The sequence below is a fragment of the Dehalococcoidia bacterium genome (genome assembly GCA_022449765.1).
Classification (GTDB): Bacteria; Chloroflexota; Dehalococcoidia; order Lucifugimonadales; family Australimonadaceae; genus UBA2963.
Genome location: JAKUPZ010000002.1, coordinates 1 through 17,869, shown reverse-complemented (window position 1 = coordinate 17,869; position 17,869 = coordinate 1). Strand labels below are relative to the sequence as shown.

14 protein-coding genes are annotated in these 17,869 nt (G+C 43.4%); 8 read left to right on the top strand and 6 right to left on the bottom strand.

Annotation, left to right across the window (positions count from 1 at the left end):
• The first annotated feature begins 19 nt into the window (after positions 1-19).
• On the top strand, positions 20-1,951 hold the full coding sequence (gene asnB / locus MK127_00980; protein MCH2531377.1) for an asparagine synthase (glutamine-hydrolyzing): 1,932 nt from the start codon (positions 20-22) through the stop codon (positions 1,949-1,951).
• On the top strand, positions 1,944-3,062 hold the full coding sequence (locus tag MK127_00975) for a glycosyltransferase family 4 protein (GenBank protein MCH2531376.1): 1,119 nt from the start codon (positions 1,944-1,946) through the stop codon (positions 3,060-3,062). Before asnB ends, MK127_00975 begins: the two co-directional genes overlap by 8 nt.
• On the opposite strand, the gene MK127_00970 is transcribed toward MK127_00975, so the two are convergent.
• Together MK127_00970 and MK127_00965 are read right to left on the bottom strand one after the other, a co-directional pair.
• Positions 3,051-4,847 (bottom strand): ABC transporter ATP-binding protein/permease, encoded by a 1,797-nt coding sequence (locus tag MK127_00970; GenBank protein ID MCH2531375.1) that lies wholly within the window; start codon positions 4,845-4,847, stop codon positions 3,051-3,053. The genes MK127_00975 and MK127_00970 overlap by 12 nt on opposite strands.
• 2 nt (positions 4,848-4,849) lie before the next feature.
• Positions 4,850-5,671 (bottom strand): class I SAM-dependent methyltransferase, encoded by an 822-nt coding sequence (locus MK127_00965; protein MCH2531374.1) that lies wholly within the window; start codon positions 5,669-5,671, stop codon positions 4,850-4,852.
• Between the two features lie 85 nt (positions 5,672-5,756).
• On the opposite strand from MK127_00965, the gene MK127_00960 reads away from it, so the two are divergent.
• Positions 5,757-6,749, top strand: a complete 993-nt coding sequence (locus MK127_00960; protein ID MCH2531373.1) for an HIT domain-containing protein — start codon at positions 5,757-5,759, stop codon at positions 6,747-6,749.
• Between the two features lie 12 nt (positions 6,750-6,761).
• Here MK127_00960 and MK127_00955 read toward each other — a convergent pair whose 3' ends face one another.
• Positions 6,762-7,931, bottom strand: a complete 1,170-nt coding sequence (locus MK127_00955; protein MCH2531372.1) for an acyltransferase family protein — start codon at positions 7,929-7,931, stop codon at positions 6,762-6,764.
• A gap of 87 nt (positions 7,932-8,018) precedes the next feature.
• Here MK127_00955 and MK127_00950 point away from each other — a divergent pair, with 87 nt between their 5' ends.
• The gene (locus MK127_00950; protein ID MCH2531371.1) at positions 8,019-8,441 is read left to right on the top strand and encodes a hypothetical protein; all 423 of its coding nucleotides are present in this window, start codon (positions 8,019-8,021) and stop codon (positions 8,439-8,441) included.
• A 248-nt stretch (positions 8,442-8,689) separates the two neighbouring features.
• Here the strand turns inward: MK127_00950 and MK127_00945 are convergent, their stop codons facing one another.
• From MK127_00945 to MK127_00935, 3 genes are read right to left on the bottom strand one after another with little or no spacing between them, the layout of a single operon-like run.
• The gene (locus MK127_00945; protein ID MCH2531370.1) at positions 8,690-10,912 is read right to left on the bottom strand and encodes a xanthine dehydrogenase family protein molybdopterin-binding subunit; all 2,223 of its coding nucleotides are present in this window, start codon (positions 10,910-10,912) and stop codon (positions 8,690-8,692) included.
• Positions 10,913-10,928: 16 nt separating this feature from the next.
• A complete protein-coding gene (locus tag MK127_00940) occupies positions 10,929-11,780 on the bottom strand; it encodes a VOC family protein (GenBank protein ID MCH2531369.1) in 852 nt (283 codons plus the stop codon).
• Between the two features lie 8 nt (positions 11,781-11,788).
• Positions 11,789-12,949, bottom strand: a complete 1,161-nt coding sequence (locus tag MK127_00935; protein MCH2531368.1) for an amidohydrolase — start codon at positions 12,947-12,949, stop codon at positions 11,789-11,791.
• Positions 12,950-13,084: 135 nt separating this feature from the next.
• Here MK127_00935 and MK127_00930 point away from each other — a divergent pair, with 135 nt between their 5' ends.
• The 4 genes from MK127_00930 to MK127_00915 form a co-directional block, all read left to right on the top strand.
• Entirely contained in the window at positions 13,085-15,406 is a 2,322-nt protein-coding gene (locus MK127_00930) for an MMPL family transporter (GenBank protein ID MCH2531367.1), read from the top strand.
• Positions 15,407-15,523: 117 nt separating this feature from the next.
• On the top strand, positions 15,524-16,159 hold the full coding sequence (locus tag MK127_00925) for a hypothetical protein (GenBank protein MCH2531366.1): 636 nt from the start codon (positions 15,524-15,526) through the stop codon (positions 16,157-16,159).
• Positions 16,160-16,244: 85 nt separating this feature from the next.
• The gene (locus MK127_00920; GenBank protein ID MCH2531365.1) at positions 16,245-17,144 is read left to right on the top strand and encodes an NAD(P)-dependent oxidoreductase; all 900 of its coding nucleotides are present in this window, start codon (positions 16,245-16,247) and stop codon (positions 17,142-17,144) included.
• Between the two features lie 213 nt (positions 17,145-17,357).
• Positions 17,358-17,869 (top strand): hypothetical protein (locus MK127_00915; GenBank protein ID MCH2531364.1); only part of this gene is annotated, 512 nt, incomplete at its 3' end.

Below are 17,869 nucleotides of genomic sequence, written 5' to 3'. Positions count from 1 at the left end.
GACACGTATAATCAAGCTAATGTGCGGTATATGCGGGTTTATTGATTTACATGGTGAGCCTTCGCAACCTGAAGTTGCGAGCCAGATGATCACGCTGCTAAAGCATCGCGGCCCTGAAGGAACAGGCAGCATCACCAAACATGGAGAGAATCGCCCCACGGTTTTCTTAGGTCACACGCGGCTAAGGGTTATAGATCTGAGCGAAAATGGTGACCAACCCATGCCAAATCAAAATTCCACCATTTGGGTTTCATTAAATGGAGAGATATACAATTACCGCGAATTACGGCTAGATCTTGAACTCAAAGGCTATAAGTTTCGATCTCAGTCAGACACCGAAGTACTTGTACATGCCTACGAACAATTCGGCGATGGGGTAGTCAATTATTTGGATGGAATGTTCGCTTTTTCAATTTGGGACGAAAATAAAGAAAAGCTTCTTCTCGCAAGGGACCGTTCTGGAAAGAAGCCCCTTTATTACAATTTCAACAACAGATATTTAACTTTTGGTTCCGAAATCAAAACGTTGCTGGCGTGTCCATGGGTTACTCAGCAAATAGCCTTTCAGAATATACCTGACCTATTGCTGCACGGGTTCGTCCCTTGGCCGGAGACTATGTATGAGGGTATTTTACAAGTCCCTCCAGGATCCTTCATGGTCTTTGACAAGGATGGTATCCATGAACCTGAAAATTACTGGACCCCCACGTTCGGAGCACCTTTAGATGCAGTCGATTCATTCAAGCAAGCACAGGAAAAAACTTACCATTTATTAAATAAAGCCGTAGCTAAAAGGTTAGTCAGTGATGCACCATTGGGCGCGTTACTCAGCGGAGGATTAGATTCTGCAATCATAGTCGCTCTTGCTTCACAATCGTTGGATACGCCCTTAAAAACGTTCACCGTCGGATTCAATGAAGCTGATTTTGATGAACGATCTGCGGCAAAAATGACCGTCGAAATGTACGGAACTTCACATACTGAAATCTCCGTTGATTCAAATGTAGAAAAACTCATAGAAACAATCCTGTGGCATCATGATCAGCCGTATGGGGACGAATCTGCAATTCCAAGTTATCTTGTGTCGCAAGCAGCAAAAGAGCATGTCACCGTTGTATTGAATGGAGACGGAGGCGATGAAAGCTTCGCAGGTTACAACCGTTTTGCAGGTTCGTTATACCAACTTCCGATACCCAAATTACTTAATTGGGTACCAAGTGCTTTATCAAAAATATATCCATCGAATACAAAATTTCAGAATTTGAAAAAATTCATGGAAAATTCAAGCTATGACGCGTGGCAACGCTATCTTAATTTTTCTAGCATATTCTCAGTACATGAAATTGAAGAACTGGTATCCAAAGAACTGCGTGCCTACTCTAGCGAAGAATCATTATTCACATCGGAGACAGAGGCTAGAAAACGAGCCGCTCGCAATTCTCCCCTTCACGAAATTATGCAAGCCCATTATGAAACAGTGCTTCCTGACGCACTTCTAGTCAAAGCAGATCGCATGAGTATGGCAGTTGGCTTGGAAGCAAGGTCCCCATTCCTAGATACAGCATTAGTTGAATATGTCGCCACTCTACCTGAGAGCTATAAGCTAAAGGGTAGAAAAACTAAAATTTTGCTGCGTGAAACATTCAAAGATTTGTTGCCGAGTAAATTGATGCAAATGCCTAAAAAAGGATTTGACCCACCCATAGATAAATGGTTTCGAAACGAACTATCTTCAATCATTCAGGATACTTTGTTAGCTCAAGATTCACGCGCATCTCAATTTCTGAGCTCCCAAAAAATAACTCAACTTTATCGAGATCATCAAAAAGGGAAACCAATGGGGCGAAAGCTCTGGGTTTTGATGAACCTGGAATTATGGTTACGAGCAATCGAATCAAACTCTTTCGCTTCAATGCCACTACAAGAATCTCAGGTTCAGCCTAATGCCTAAAATAATGCTGGTAACTAATGAAGACACTGGGCATTACTTACACAGGCTCCCTCTGGCACGAGCGTTGCAAAAAGACGGCCATGAGGTCGTGTTGGTTTCTCCATTTACTAAATACGCAGATCAACTTATAAACGAAGGCTTTCGCTGCATAAATTGGAATCTATCAAGAAGAAGCCTCAATCCATTCAGTGAATTAAAAGCGATTTTGAGTCTCGCTGGAATTTACCGCAGGGAGAAGCCCGACATAGTCCAACATTTCACAATAAAACCAATCCTGTATGGGCCCATAGCAGCCCGCTTATCAAATCATCCGAAATACATAAGTACTTTTACCGGTGTTTCCTTTCCGTTTACAGATACTCGGCTTTCAAAACAATTTCGACCATTTCTTTCACTGGTACTGGGGCGCTTCTTAAAAAATAAAAACTCTCACACAATTTTTCATAACCCTGATGATCAGGAGCACCTCATCAAATTAAACCTTACTGACCAAAAGAGTTCTTCAGTGATCCTCGGCGGTGGTGTCAACACTGAAAAATTCCAGCCGGGGCCACCAGCTAAAGAATCAAAAAACCTCGTTGTGCTCATGGCTTCCAGGCTTATACAAGAGAAGGGAATCTATGAATATGCTGAAGCTGGCAAAATCTTACAAGCGAAAGGCAAAAAGGCCGAATTCTGGCATATTGGGGGAGAAGATGAAGGAAGCCTCGTTCCCATATCGCAACAAGAAAAATCTACTTACGAGCATTCTATAAATTTCAAAGGCCATATCGATGATATGCCCAGTATTTTGAGTCAAGTGGATATCGTGGTATTACCGAGTTACCACGAAGGGCTCCCACGTTTTTTGCTTGAGAGTGCAAGCGCCGGCTTACCCATTGTCACTACCAACGTCGGCGGGTGTAAGTACGTAACAAAGGACGGAATAAATGGATTCCTAGTCCCGGTCAAAGATATAAACCTCTTGGCATCAAGTATTGAGACTTTGATTGACGACGCGGCATTACGTAAAAAAATGGGTCAGGAAAGCAGGCGGATAGCCATAGAAGAGTTTGAGGAAACTTTCATTACCGGCCAGTACCTGAAGGTTTTTGAAAATCTACTTGCTTGATTCCTCTTCAAACATAGACGCTAATTCTTGGAATAAATCGCTATTTTTTACAAGATCCTTGTAGCTACCATGATCGACTAGTGAGCCGGAGTCAAAAACATAGATTTCCTCACTGCTCATCACCGTGGACAATCTATGCGCAACTACAATTATTGTCATATCTCCTCTAAGCTGCTCTATAGCATCCATAACTGCACGCTCGGTAATTGAATCTAACGAGCTCGTAGCTTCATCCAAAATTAAGATGGATGGCGAAGAATAAATTGCACGTGCTATGCCAACCCTCTGGCGCTGCCCGCCACTTAAACGTACCCCTCGCTCGCCGATCAATGTGTTAAATCCATCAGGCAGCTGATCTAGAAATTCCTCAACCTGGGCAATAGACGCAGCACGTTTTACTTTTTCTAAATCTATTAAATTCTGCGAAATACCGAGAGCAATATTCGAGGCCAATGTGTCATCTGATAAGAAAATCTGTTGAGGCACATAACCTACCTGCCGTCTCCACGAAGGTGCGCTGGACTGATCAATTTTCACCTCGTCCACTAAAAATTGACCTGAGCTAGGCTCCAACAACCCAAGCATCAAATCAACCAATGTAGTTTTGCCTGAACCTGTTCTGCCTACTACAGCTACAAAAGAACCTTTCTTTATTTCCAAAGTGACATTCTGAAGTGCCTCAGAATTTCTCTCGCTATAGGAAAAACTTACGCCCTTCAGAGCTATAGCATCATCAAGCTTAACCTCAACGTTACTATTCGAAGAGAAAGCAATACTGGACTTATCTTTATCAAGATCGCCAATCAAGGTCTCTGCAACTATTTCAGTGAATTTTAGCTTTGCGGAAGCACGATATATTTGCTGTAGCGCAGGTAATGTTCGATAACCAGCAAAAGCAAAAATACTTGCCAGTATCACAATTTCTTTAAACGCTGCTCCAGTAAGTAGCAGATATAGAACCATTACCAATATTCCACCAAAGGCAATCGTTTCAATCAAAAATCGAGGTAATTGGGCAGATACTGACTCTACAACCAGTGCGTTAGTGAATTCACGCGAGCTGCCCCTAAACCTACGCTCATACTCATCCTGCCGACCGAGCACTTTCAAATCTTTAATCCCCGCAAACGCCTCATTAGCAGAGCGGAATCTAGCCGCATTCGCCTCGAAGCGCTTCTTTCCAAAAATTGACATCAAACGACTCACTATTAGGTACACAATAAAATATGAAGCTCCCATTGCAATTACCACTATCAGAGTCATCAATGGATTAAGCCATATCAAAAAACTCAAAATGAAAAATGAAATGATAATTCCGGTCATCACTTGAATAGTAGGTATGACCACACCTTCAACAAGAATACCTGTCTCAATCAATACATTCCGCGAAAGATCACTAGAGTTACCCGACAGGAAAAAAGAGTAGGGCCTTGAAAGATAGCCTTCGAACAACCTTGCAGACAATTTATGCTGCATCGAGCGAGCGTATTTTTCTGTTACATACAACCCGAATGCAGTGACCACATTGGTAATTACTAGGGCAAGAAGTGCAACTCCTCCTACAAAAACCAAAAAAGAACGTGAACTCTCAAACCCAAAAGCGTCATATGCTCGGGAAAGTAAACCATTCTGCTGCAGCTGATCAGGATCTGCCAAAAGAGTTATGAAAGGAAATAATGCACCAATCCCGACAAGCTGAGTAACGCCCATAAGCAGCATAACTGCTACTACAAACGCAAAAATCCTACGTTCACGCTTTTCCAGTATTCTGAATAACTTCAACATTTTTATGTCTGCTCAGCGACTGACTTTCCACCTTTTAGTAATCGTAACGCCAGTTCCAGGGCTTTTATACCAACTGCTTGCAATGTTGCAATTACAATCAAAGTAGCTTTTTCTGGCAATGTTAGAGAACGTTTCCTAGAGGGGAAAGGGAGGTCTTTATCTGGCTTTTTTGCTCGAACTAGCCACTGCGTTGCGATAGCTTTCGGGACCCGCCTTTCCAGTACGCGGTCCAATTTATAGAAAAATCCACTTAGTTTGCTATGGAGATAGAAATGGTACGGGGCATACATTTTTTCTATACCCAGTCCCGCATCTGCTAACCAGTGTTGCATGCCCCAGGCATCTATAGTGCGCCAGTGAACAACGCGATCGTTCCTACGCAGGTAATACCCCCAAAATTTCCACCAGCCGTATCGATTGGACTGTAAAATAAATACACGCCCCCCAGGTATCAAAATTCTGGCAACTTCGCTCATCATCCTATCCAAGTGCTCAACATGAGCCATAACGTGCGAAAGCACTGCAAAGCCCACCGAATTGTCCGCAAAAGGTAATGATTCCCCGTCCCCTAGTACAAATTCACCATCACCTGGTCTGTTTTCTATATCTACCCGTGTGCATCGAACGTTATGAGCCTTCAGCATTTGCCCAAGGTCATCATATTTCGACCCAATATCTACTCCAGTGACCCAGTCACCTTCAGGCAATGCATCCAAGATATCCCGAACTAAAACCAGCTGCCTGAGAGCTGCTGGCTTTGAAGCAAAATGAACTCCATGGTATTGAAGTCCCTCATCTAAAATCTCATCAATATTTATAGACATTTTGTACCGATACAAGCGTATCGTACCACCTGAAGAAAATAGATACTTATAGTAAGAATTATTACATGTGTTTTGCGAGGAATATATGTCGAAAACATTTGAACAATTATCACATTTTATTTCTACAACGATGCGAATGTCGCATATATATCAACCCGTGATGCTTATTGAATTACTTCGCAAAAATGGAGAAGCAACCGTTTCAGAAATCGCACAGGCGATTCTATTGATGGACCCTTCTCAAGCTGATTATTACGAGCAAATCACACTGAAAATGCCGGGGAAGGTACTCACTACTAATCACAAAATTACAAGCAAAACTAAGAATACGTACACTCTACCGGGTTTTAATCAGCTCACATCAGGAGAAGTTACTGAATTGATAAAGCTTTGCAATGACCGAATAAACACATACCAGGCGGCGCGGTCTGATCCATGGTCACACAGGCGTAAATCGACAGGATATGTATCAGGCTCATTGAAGTACGAGGTCCTTAAACGAGCTCATGGGCGATGTGAGCTTTGTGGCGTATCTAAAGACAAAAAGGCATTAGAAGTAGATCACATAGTGCCTCGAAGCCTGCAGGGAACTGATGATTTAAGTAACCTTCAAGCACTTTGCTATTCATGCAACGCAATGAAGCAAAACAGAGACGATACTGATTTTCGAAGTATCAATGAAGTTTATGAAATTAGAGACAGCGAATGCGTTTTTTGCCAACCTTCCCATACCAATACCATTGAACAAGAGCAAAACGAATTATGCTATGCGCTAAATGACGCTTTCCCAGTAACTCCTCTACACACACTTGTAATACCTAACCGACACGTAAGTGACTTTTTTGATCTGTTTCAACCTGAGTTAAACGCTATTAACGCTCTTTTATTCAGTGCCAAATCTAGAATTAAAAAAAATGACCCCACCGTAACAGGTTTCAACATAGGCATTAATGCCGGCCATGATGCCGGCCAGACCATTTTTCATTGCCATGTCCATTTAATCCCACGGCGCCCAGGTGATGTAAATAACCCCAGAGGTGGAGTTCGTGGCGTCCTCCCCTTAAAACAGCAATATTAAAGTAAGAGCATGCTAAGCAACCAATGTATCTTTCAGCTCACGGTCCCCATCTCTAGTGCGCTTCCCATTGAGCAATCTCCCTATCCATGTATAACGCACGGCAAATCGGTACATCACATACAACATCCCCACCGCAAGCAGGCACTGTAATAGAAATTTTGCAATTAATGGTACGGGGATAGGAATAACGATCGCCTGCATGAAAACAAGTACTGGGAGGTGCATGAGGTACATAAAAAACGAAGCATCTGACCAGTAGCGAATCCAATACTTCCCTTCAGAAAAGTACCTGTTAAACAAGCCAATAAACCCAAAGCAAAAGCACCAGCAAGCAGATATATGTACCACGCAATAAACAAACCACCACACTGAAGACTTTGTGAAATCTGTTAGCGCGAAGCTAAACATCAGCAAGGTTAATGCAACAGATAAGAGGAATTTCCATTTATTGCCTATCCACTCAATAAGAGGCTGCCCTGATTTGGTATTTTGCCCAAACAGCAATGCCCCGAAAAGGAAATACCCGAAATAGTAGGTAAACATTCTCCAGTTCAGGAGACTATACGTATCCACCTCAGGAGTGCCGTCTCGGGGCATAAAAAGATAAGGGATAAGCAGCAGTAAAGGTATGGTAAGCATCAACACTTTGCGTAAGGTGAACTGCAGTGCTTCAGGTATTCTTATCGATTGCAGAAATTTCATCATCAATGCAAATGTCCCGACAAACAGAGAGAGATACCAGAGGAACCAAAGGTGCATAAGGTCAAATCCTCCGGATTCCTCACCGTCTTCCATTTTTGCCTCAAGTTCTTTCCCCAGATCAGGATCTCCAATTACAATCGCTATAAAGCCGGCAATATAAGCTCCAATCATTGATATCAAAATAACTGGATAGCCTACAGCGAAAGGTAAAGCAACACGGCGCAATCGATGCCGAACAAATCCTGTAATTCCTCTGCGATTAAGGAGCATCAGCGCAAAGAATCCGCTAAGTAAAAAAAACAGTGGCATCCGGAATGAATGAATCGAACCCATAAGGATATCTATGGACAATGCCTGAGCCGACTCATCTCCAGACCAAGACCGCCAAGGGTACAAAGGCATGCCAGCGTGGAGAACGATTCCCAGCAACATAGCGAATGCTCTCAATGCATCTAGGTAATAGAGTCGTTGCTGGTTCATCTCAATCCATTAATTACTATAATTAAAAATAATATCTATTTCTGTCCTTATGCCGCAATATTACCCAAACGCACTCTGGAAATAAAATTGGTACTTAATTTCGCGAGAAAAACACGTGATTGGATCATACTTAGTTACTATAGGTTACTTACTCCAAAGTCGGTACGGCAGTTATACAACATTTTTTCTAATCACCCCCAAGGGGCAATGATCATAAGTGAATTAGACGCATACCGTCTCTATCGACATGTTCGAGTGAATCGCTTCTCTAAATGCCTAGAGTTTGGGACGGGAATTGGGACTTCATCAGCGTTTATCGCGGCTGCTATGCAGCATAATGCAAAAGGTTCAATAGTCTCGTTGGAGCAATTACCTGAAATGGTAAAAACTGCAGAGACACTTATCCCAGAGCCTTACAAATCAAGAATTCAGATCATCCATAGCGACGTTCAACTGGAAACTTACTTTGAGCGACAGTGGTCCTGTTATCTCCAATTATCTCCAAAATGACGTTGGCGAAGGATTTGATTTTGTCATAGTAGACGGGCCGATGTTTAGTAATAAGGAAAAAATAATTTATCCCAACGGGGATTTAATCAAGCTCCTACCTAATCTAAAAACCGGGTGCTCTATCTACATAGATGGACGTGTCGAAACCAGGAATCTCCTTATAAGCAATTTCCCAGGTGTTCTTGAAATAAAAGGCGGATGGAGGGGAAGGCCGTTACTCACGAAAATTCAACAGGCAACTTGAGCTGTTATCTATGATTCGCCAATTCCTTGTAAATCTTCTCGGCAGTAACGGGCGCATCTGAAATTCGTACGCCACACGCATCATGCACTGCATTAGCTACCGCAGCAGCAATCCCCTCAATTGCATACTCACCGATACCCTTTGTCTTGTAGGGGCCACTACCTTCGTCTGAAGAAACAAGCGCTGTAATAAGTTGAGGCATATCAGTAATTGCAGGTAATTTGTAATCTGCAAAACTCAATGTTTGCACATATCCCTGATCAACTATAAGTTCCTCCGACATTGCCTGGCCAAGACCCTGAGCTACACCCCCATTAATCTGACCTTGGTGACCTGTTGGGTTGATTACAACTCCTACATCATGCGCAGAAGTTAATTTCAATAAAGTCGCCTTTCCAGTTTCTTTATCGACCTGAACCTCAGCTATTTGAACCATCGCAGAACCTATCGGGGATCTTTCATGCTCTTCATTGGTATATCTACCCGTAACTGGTGATGATCCTAGTAATTTCGTCCTTTCAATTTGATCATCATGGCCAATCCTCTTAATAAACTCCCCTTCTAAATGAAGTTCTTCAGGGGTGCATTCCATCTCTATTGCTGCCCGATCAAGTAATTCAGACAATGCCAGCTTGGCAGCCTCATACGCTGAGGGACCAGAAACTCTTGTTACACGACTTGCACCTACGCCGCTATCAAAAGGTCCATCATCAGTATCCCAAGGAATTACCGTAATTGAGTGAGATTCAATGCCAAGCGCCTCCGCAACTATCTGGCTTAACGCAGTGTATGTACCGGTACCTTGCTCAAACACTGAAGTATTCAGAACAATCGAACCATCTGCATAAAAAGTAACAGCAGATGAAGATATGCCTTCGCCTTGATCCTTGAAGCAAACCGCTATCCCTCTTCCAATTCCATCTTCTTTCGGATGTAAATAGCCTGACGCCTCAATAGCTGCATCTAAAGTTCGTTCGGGTTCCATGGAAATACCGGGGTACCCATTTGGTAATCCCTCGCCGTTTGTGACCATGTTCTTACGTCGCAGCTCTAAAGGATCCATCCCGATCTTTTGAGCAATGACATCCATGTGCGATTCGATCCCAAATGTTGCTTGCACAGCACCGGGGCCTCGAAAAAATCCGCCAGGTATGGTGTTGGTATAAACAATCGTTGCTTCAATTCTGGCGTGAGGGAATCTGTACATACCTGCAGCATGGGCTGCGCCGGGTAAGTTAACTCCTGGCACAGGCTTAAATCCTCCGTACGCACCACTGTTAAACAGGATTTTTGCCTCATGCGCTGTAAAGGTTCCATCTTTTTTGAGACCCGTCCTCATCCGTATGGAGCTTGGATGACGAGGGTTCGCTGCGGATAATTCCTCTGCATAAGTGAGTACTGTTTTAACAGGTCTTCCAGTTTTAACTGCAAGGAAATAGGCAACCGGTATGTCCATCGGGGAACCTTTTCCACCAAAATCAGCGCCTATTGTTGAGTGATGAACCACGATTTGATCTAGTTCCAGGCCAATTGCATCTGACAGATTAAGTTTGAGTCGATGAGGAGCTTTATTAGGAGCCCAAACTTGGACTCTGCCATCATTGTCGATCCAAACAATTCCTGCATGTGGCTCAAGATATGCTTGATGGGTACGTTGCGTCGAATACACGCCTTCTACGATGATTTCTGCTTCACTGAAACCTTGCTCAACTGACCCTCTGCCCCATACGTCTTTCACGAATCCGTTAGTAGGATTTTCTAAAACTTTGGGAAGACCAACATAGTTTTGTATATCCGGGTGTATAAGTGGAGCATCCGGTTTCAGTGCCTCTTCTGGTTCAAAAACAGCAGGTAATTCTTCATAGTCAATTTCTATAAGCTCTACAGCACGCTGTGCTATCTCAGTGTCATCTGCAGCAACAGCAGCGACTCGTTCACCTACAAAACGCACTACCTCATCCGCTAAAACTGGAACATCACGCATACGGCGACCATACAAAATGCCTTGTACATCTTTTCCCGTCAGCACTGCATGAACCCCTGGAAGGGCCATGGCCTTTGTTACGTCAATCCGAACAATACGTGCATGCGGATAGGGACTCCTCAAACATTTTGCCCAAAGAATTCCTGGGAGCGATTTATCAGATGTGTAATCTGCCCGGCCCGTTACTTTAGTGAAACCGTCTACCCTAGGAGAAGCGTGTCCAAGCGCATAATGTGAGGTCATAGCATCTCCATAAAATTTAGCTGAAATTAGGTAGAGAGGAAGAAGTTATCTCCCACCAGTTTTTATCGGGGTCAGACAATAAAAACCAAGGCTCTTTATCGTCATCAGATAATTCACTTAATTGTGAAATACCTTTTGGGTCAGCCGATAGTTGATTATATGCCTCAATTACTTCTACCCGGCTCCCTAATTTAATTACGTATCTATTTGTTGGTCGTAAATGCACTCTCAAAGTAGCTGGTAAAACCACTATGTACCAAGGCTGGGACGACAATCCTATATAGGTCGAAATATTGCCCCCTCCAACCACTTCAAGCCCTAAAACTTCTGTATAGAATTTATTACTGATTTCAGGGTTATCGCACTCAAGTGTTCCGTGTGACATTGCTTGTGGCATGAATCCCTTAGACGAAAAATCAGGGTCCGATAAAAGATTGTTCCAATGCCCGGAAGCAATCCTTCTGCCGTGTGTTGCAGCATTGGGATTATAGTACTCAAGTTCAAGGGTATTTCCCCCTGGTTCCTCTAAATACACTGAGTATGCAAAGTGGCTAGCCTGAGGCCCAACTATGCTCTTTAGGCGATATTTTCCCTTGTTTTCGGATAAGTATTTTGCAGCTGCCTCAATCTCCTTGTGATGGGCGACCCGAAATCCATAGTGATTGGCATGTGGCTTATCTGGTATTGACTCATTTAGCTCATGAACTATCAAAGAAGTAGATGTATTAGGGTGTTTTACCTGCGCATTCTTTTCCTGCCGATCAATTATCTCGCATGCAAAAAGATCTGAAAGCACAGCGAGGCTTTCATCCAAGTTACGACATTCATAGTGCCCAAATGTTATTCCTCGAGGATTAATGAAAGGCATTGGTAATCTTATTCCCACCTAAAGCATTTCGCCGGATTGTCCCAAAGCAATTTCCTTTTCAAATCATCAGGAAGCTTGTTCCAGCCAAGGAATTCGTCGACCGAGTCTGGGAAGCGTGATTCTGCATGAGGAAAGTCAGAGCCAAACATGAGTACATGATCCCCCATGAAATCGCTCACCATTTTGACCATCTCTTGGCCTTCATGCAGGACAACTGCGGCAAAAAAACGGCCTCCCGTCATGTATTCTTCCATAGTGCTCTTCAGATGCTCCGAAACGTAACCCATGTAATGAACTTGATCTTCCATTCGCTTCATCCAAAATGGTAACCATCCAAACCCAGATTCCAAAATAGCCAAATTGATATTGGGATACAAATCCATTAACCCAGATCCCATGAACGCTGCAACCATTCTCATTGCACCCCAGGGGTGCGAGGCAGTGCGTCCAATAAAAGGGCTTTCCCATAAATCCCTGTACCCTGGGTAACCTGAAGCAAAACTATGGTGTACTACGACAAGGCCCAATTCATCGGCTAGCTTCCAAATTGGATGTAAATCTGGATGATCAATTGGGTAGTCCACGGGCAAATCCATTATTACCCCGCGCGCCCAGCGTGCCTTTCCCCATCTCTTAATTTCATTTACAGCCGCATCCACGTCACGAGCGCTCGCAGTGATCATTGATGTAAGCCTATCGGGATAACGAGAACAAACGTCGTCTAAAAATCGATGGAGCGTCTCGATCATGGCTATGTCTACCGACACATCTTTGGAGCCCGTGAACGAGCCAGGGACAAGAAGCTCTACATCCACTCCTTCTTCGTCCATTTCTGCTATCCGCTGCTCGATATTCCAATCTTCAGAATACCTAGAAGGGTACTTTGATCCCATGAAATTCTGAAAATGCCGTTCCTCTTTCTCACGAGGACCAGACTCCCCAAGATGGCGAGGTTTGCCTGCGCCCCATCCCCCTACGTTCTCAAATCGGTACCAATGATTAAAAGGAGGGTCAAGAACTTGACCTGCACGACCCGTTTTAACTTCTCTTAAAAATGGCTCAAGCTCTGATTTTCTATTAAGTAATGCTTTACCCATATACTGAGTCAGAGTTTCAACCGACGGCTGAAGATGAGTATCTGCATCAAAAACTTGAAACCCATTACGCATATAGTCCTCTTTTAATTTAACCTGTTCTTTTACTCTTAATTTCCTTGAAAATAATTCCGAAAATTAATCTATATCCATATAATTAACACAGCGACACAATCGCAACAAATATCCAGGGAAATTTAGGTTTACATAATGCAATCTCTATTATTCAGCTCGTCCAGTATCAGAGGCGCTGGTGTAGCTATATTACTATGGCTTCTAATTATTGGAGGAGGTTTCTCAATTGCTCCTGCTCTATCAGAAGTAACAAGTGGTGAGCAAAGCGAATTCCTGCCTCCAAAAGCTGAATCAGTCACTGCCTTAGCTCTAAAATCTACGAAATTCCCATCAGATGATGGAGTGCCAGCCCTGGTGGTATTTAGCTCTGGCCAGGAAACTGCAGGACTGCAGGAAGCTATCTCGACGTTCACTAACGCAATTAAAACTACTGCTGCGCCTGAAAGAATTGCATCAGTATTCTCTCCTACTGACTCTCCAGCAGCAGCAGCAACGCTAATTTCACCCTCTGGTACTACGGGCATGGTAGTGGTTGGGATCGGTGGTGCTCCTTCAAATGATGATTTCCAAGAAGCCGTTGATTGGCTAGTCACTGAATCTCGAAAAGCAAGCGATATGTTCAATATTCAATCTGCGGTTACAGGACCTGCGGGTATCACTAATGACGCAGTAAAAGTCTTTAGGTCAATTGATATAAAAGTAACTTTGTTTACTGTAGTTCTAGTTCTTGTACTTCTCCTACTAATCTACCGCTCGCCTCTCTTGGCAATTGTGCCATTAATTGTCACGGGAACATCTCTAATGCTGGCGCAAAGCATATCTGCCATCCTTGCTAAAGAATTTGGATTAGCCTTAAACCAGCAAGTAACCTCCATAATGTCTATTCTGGTTTTTGGTGCGGGCACTAACTACGCAATGTTTATTGTTTCTCGTTATAAAGAAGAGCTCACCCGAGAACCAAACAGATGGTCTGCAATGCATGCAGCCATGTCCAGTGTCGGGCCTTCAATCGCAGGGTCAGCAGGTACAACAGTAGTTGCTATGTCCGCACTCAGCTTTGCATCTTTTGGATCCTTTAAATCGCTTGGCCCTATGCTCGCTATGGCAATTGTCGTCGTGCTAATTTCAGGGTTATTTGTTATTCCAGCTGTAATCGCCCTCATAGGAAGATGGGCATTTTGGCCAAACAACAACCTGATCCCAGAAGACGGCGCTGGAAAAGTAATTGCTTTAATACTAAGCATCATATTTTTACCTCTTCTGGTAGCGTCCATAATTATTTCGCTAGTTTTAAGGACCGTAGGGAAAGTATTTCGTAAAAATGATGGCTCCCAAAATACAAACAACGGTGTATGGGATAAGGCGGGTAGGTTAGTTAGCTCGAAGCCACGTGTGATTTTTACTATTACTATGGTTGGAATTGTTCTTGCCACTCTCCCAGCATGGTCAATGAAACCTAGCTACAATTTTCTTGATGGGTTTCCTGACGATACTGAATCCAAGGTAGGCTACGCTCTTCTATCAAGCGCATTCCCGCCAGGGCAGTTAGCCCCAAGTGAAATGCTTGTAGAGAGCAAAAAGGGCAACATAATGGAGTCCTACCAAAACTTAGAAAATTTGGCCAATCAAGTTGCGCTCATTGACGGGGTCTCCACCGTCACTGGTCCTACGCGGCCAATAGGTATCCCTGTGACCATGCCTGAGGCTTTAGCACAAGGTGCTGGAAGGTTTATTTCGCCTGATGGTTCAACAGCCCGTCTAGAAATATCTCTAGCTGATGACCCCTACTCTTCAAGAGCACTTGAGCTTATCAACACCGTACGTACTGCTGCCGCTGCTTCATCAATAGGGATGGACAACAATTATCAAGTGCTTGTAGGTGGAGCCACAGCATTACAAACTGATACCAAAGCATCAATTGACAGTGACATAAGCTGGCTAGCGCCAGTTTCTCTATTAGCAATCTTCTTAGTACTTGTACTTCTATTAAAATCCCTTGTTGCCCCCCTATATCTGGTATTTAGCGTGATAGTAAGCTTCGGGGCAACTTTTGGAATTGCAATCTTTATTTTCCAAAATGTGTTCTCCCATACAGGGGTTGCTTACTCCAATGGTGTCTGGATGTTTATTTTCTTAGTCGCATTAGGTGCTGACTACAATATTTTCGTAATGTCCAGGATTCGTGAAGCTGTCAAAGCGGAAGGCATGCAGGCGGGTATAGCCACTGCAGTTGGAAGAACTGGAGGTGTTATTACCTCTGCTGGGATAATTCTTGCTGGTACTTTTGCCGTTCTGACTACGCTGCCTCTTAGGGATCTGTTTCAGCTCGGCTTCGCAGTAATGCTTGGGGTCTTAATAGATACTTTTATCGTCAGAGCATTTCTAGTCCCCAGCATGACAGCCATACTTGGGAAATGGAGTTGGTGGCCAAGGAGGGAAGAAACCGCAATTAAATAGCACTCTATTGGCCTAACCCATCGAATTATTAATACGAAATCAGTTTACAAACCGAAATCCATATGGGATATGTAGATGACTCTAATTAATAGAGTCAATTTATAAGGGAGTATAGTAATGATTTCAAAGAAACTTACTGGATACTTATTGACAATAGCTCCAATACTTATGATGGCAGTATGGATGGGACTGTGGCCTAGTCCAGATGGAGCAAATCCGACTTATGTTGAGGAAATAGCGGCCATCCAAGCAGATGACCTTGCTCCTTACGTCATGCTTCTCGGCATGACGTCATGGATCACAATGCTAATTGCACTGGTATTCCTGAATCGATCAATGAACACTGGAGGCAGCGTAGCATCAGATATAGCAGGTCTTGGAGCTATAGTAGCGCTTCTTGCAGCTGCAGCTAGCGCGGCAAATCTAGGAGTCGGAATTGTCTCAACGGACACAGATTTCCGTGGTTCACAAGAACTTATAGCTGCTGTAAATGATGCTGGTTCTTATGCATTTCCTGTACTTCTAGGAGCAACGGGAATCTTCACAGGGCTAGCTATTTATTTATCCAAGAGTCTAAATATCATTATTGGAATAATCAGCATTATTCTTGGAGTGGTCCTAGTAGGAAGCGCAGTAATATCTTACCCTGAGCTTGCCGATGACTTTTACCTTAATGACGTGGCATTCATGCTCTTTACCCTTACAGTGGTAATTATGGGAGTTCTAACCCTTAGATCCAAAGACGAAGCTTAGTAAGTAGCTACTTTCATAAAACAGGCCTTCGGTACGTACTGAAGGCCTGTTTTATTAGAGCAAATCTTTGATTTTGAGGAGAACGATGAAAGTAACATTCATTGGAATTGGGCTAATGGGTAAGCCAATAGCTATCAACCTTATTAAAGCTGGAGTCGATGTCACGGTTGTTAACCGTAGTCAAGGAAAAATTCAAGAACTCGTTGCCTTAGGTGCGCGAAACGGAGGAACCCCGTCTGAAGGATCTGCTACTGCTGACGTAGTGATACTTTGCCTTCAGGGCGAAGATATCGTTGAGCTTGTTCTTAACGGTGACAATGGAGTGCTCTCAAGCATTAAACCTGGTGTCATAATTGTTGACCACAGCACTATTCACCCAGAATCAGCCAAGCGATTTGCAGCATTATGTGAAACCCATCAAGCCACCTACATTGATGCTCCTGTTTCCGGTACAGGGAAGGTCGCATGGGACGGGAAATTAACAATCATGGCGGGAGGGGATCCTGTTGCTTTTGAAAAAATAAAACCCATTCTTGCTCATGTAAGCATCGCTGCGCACTTAATGGGCCCCGTTGGCAGTGGAAATATAACCAAATTACTCAATAATCTCATTGGTGATGTTAACCAAATCATAATTATGGAAACATTTGCTCTCGCCGCATCATTAAACCTTGATATGAACCTGCTATTAGAAGTATTACGCTCTGCATCTGCTAATAGTCGCCAGCTTGAACGCATTGGTCCAAAATTACTAGCACGTGATTTTGGTAATCAGACGTCTCATCTCTACGGTCACCATGTAAACCAGCTACGCACTCGCTGGCTTAGTGAACAAGTCGGCTTGCAATTGCCGCTACGTGAATTAGCTGAGGTATATTGGGAACAAGCGATTGAAGCAGGGTTCAGCGCAAGCGATCCTCTAGAGTCCATAAAGATGATCGAGGCTCAAAACGGAGTGATCGTCAGCGGAGAAACTTCCAACTAAGGAAGTTCTTCTGGTGCCCAAAGTTCAAATGATGTACCATTAATATATGCACATGATGATGTTCAATTGTTGTTGTTGTTGTAGCGAAGAGGGGGGAGCAAACCCTTTTTCCTCTAGCTGCATGCATTACGGTGTGCGCTGAGAAAGTTTTAAAAAACCTAGGAAAAATGCTTACCCCCTTGAAAACAAGGGGGTTTTTTTTGGAGTTAAAAAATGAGCTCATACAATATGATCCCTATATTCTTATTCGTAGCAATTACTGCTTTCCTGCTATTCTGGTCATTCTTTAACAGGGCTAGGATGCGAAATTCCGGCTTTGGGATTGAATCATTTGGTACTTTTACTAAAGAAGCCCAGCGGAAAGTTAGCGCTCGTATAGTTAAACTACCTCGCTGGTCTTTAGGGTGGGACGAGGGGATCATTAGAGATATCCCTTTCACCCTTATCGAAGTAGAGCACGAAGCAAATATCTCGCAGCAACTCGAATTCAGCAAGGGCAAATTTCTCCCTTCAAATGGTCACACATTTGAAGGGATCAGCGATTCTATGAAGCATTTTAATACCGCAAATTTAAAAAATATTTCAGGAACCATCAGACTTGAGCCCAAGCTGATTCGATTATTTGAGGAAGGTGACTTACTTGATCCGGCTTACATGCGAAAGGCAGGGAATGCTTTGGTGGAGCTTGCAGAGCAGGCAGAATTGACCTATCCCGCTGAAAAACA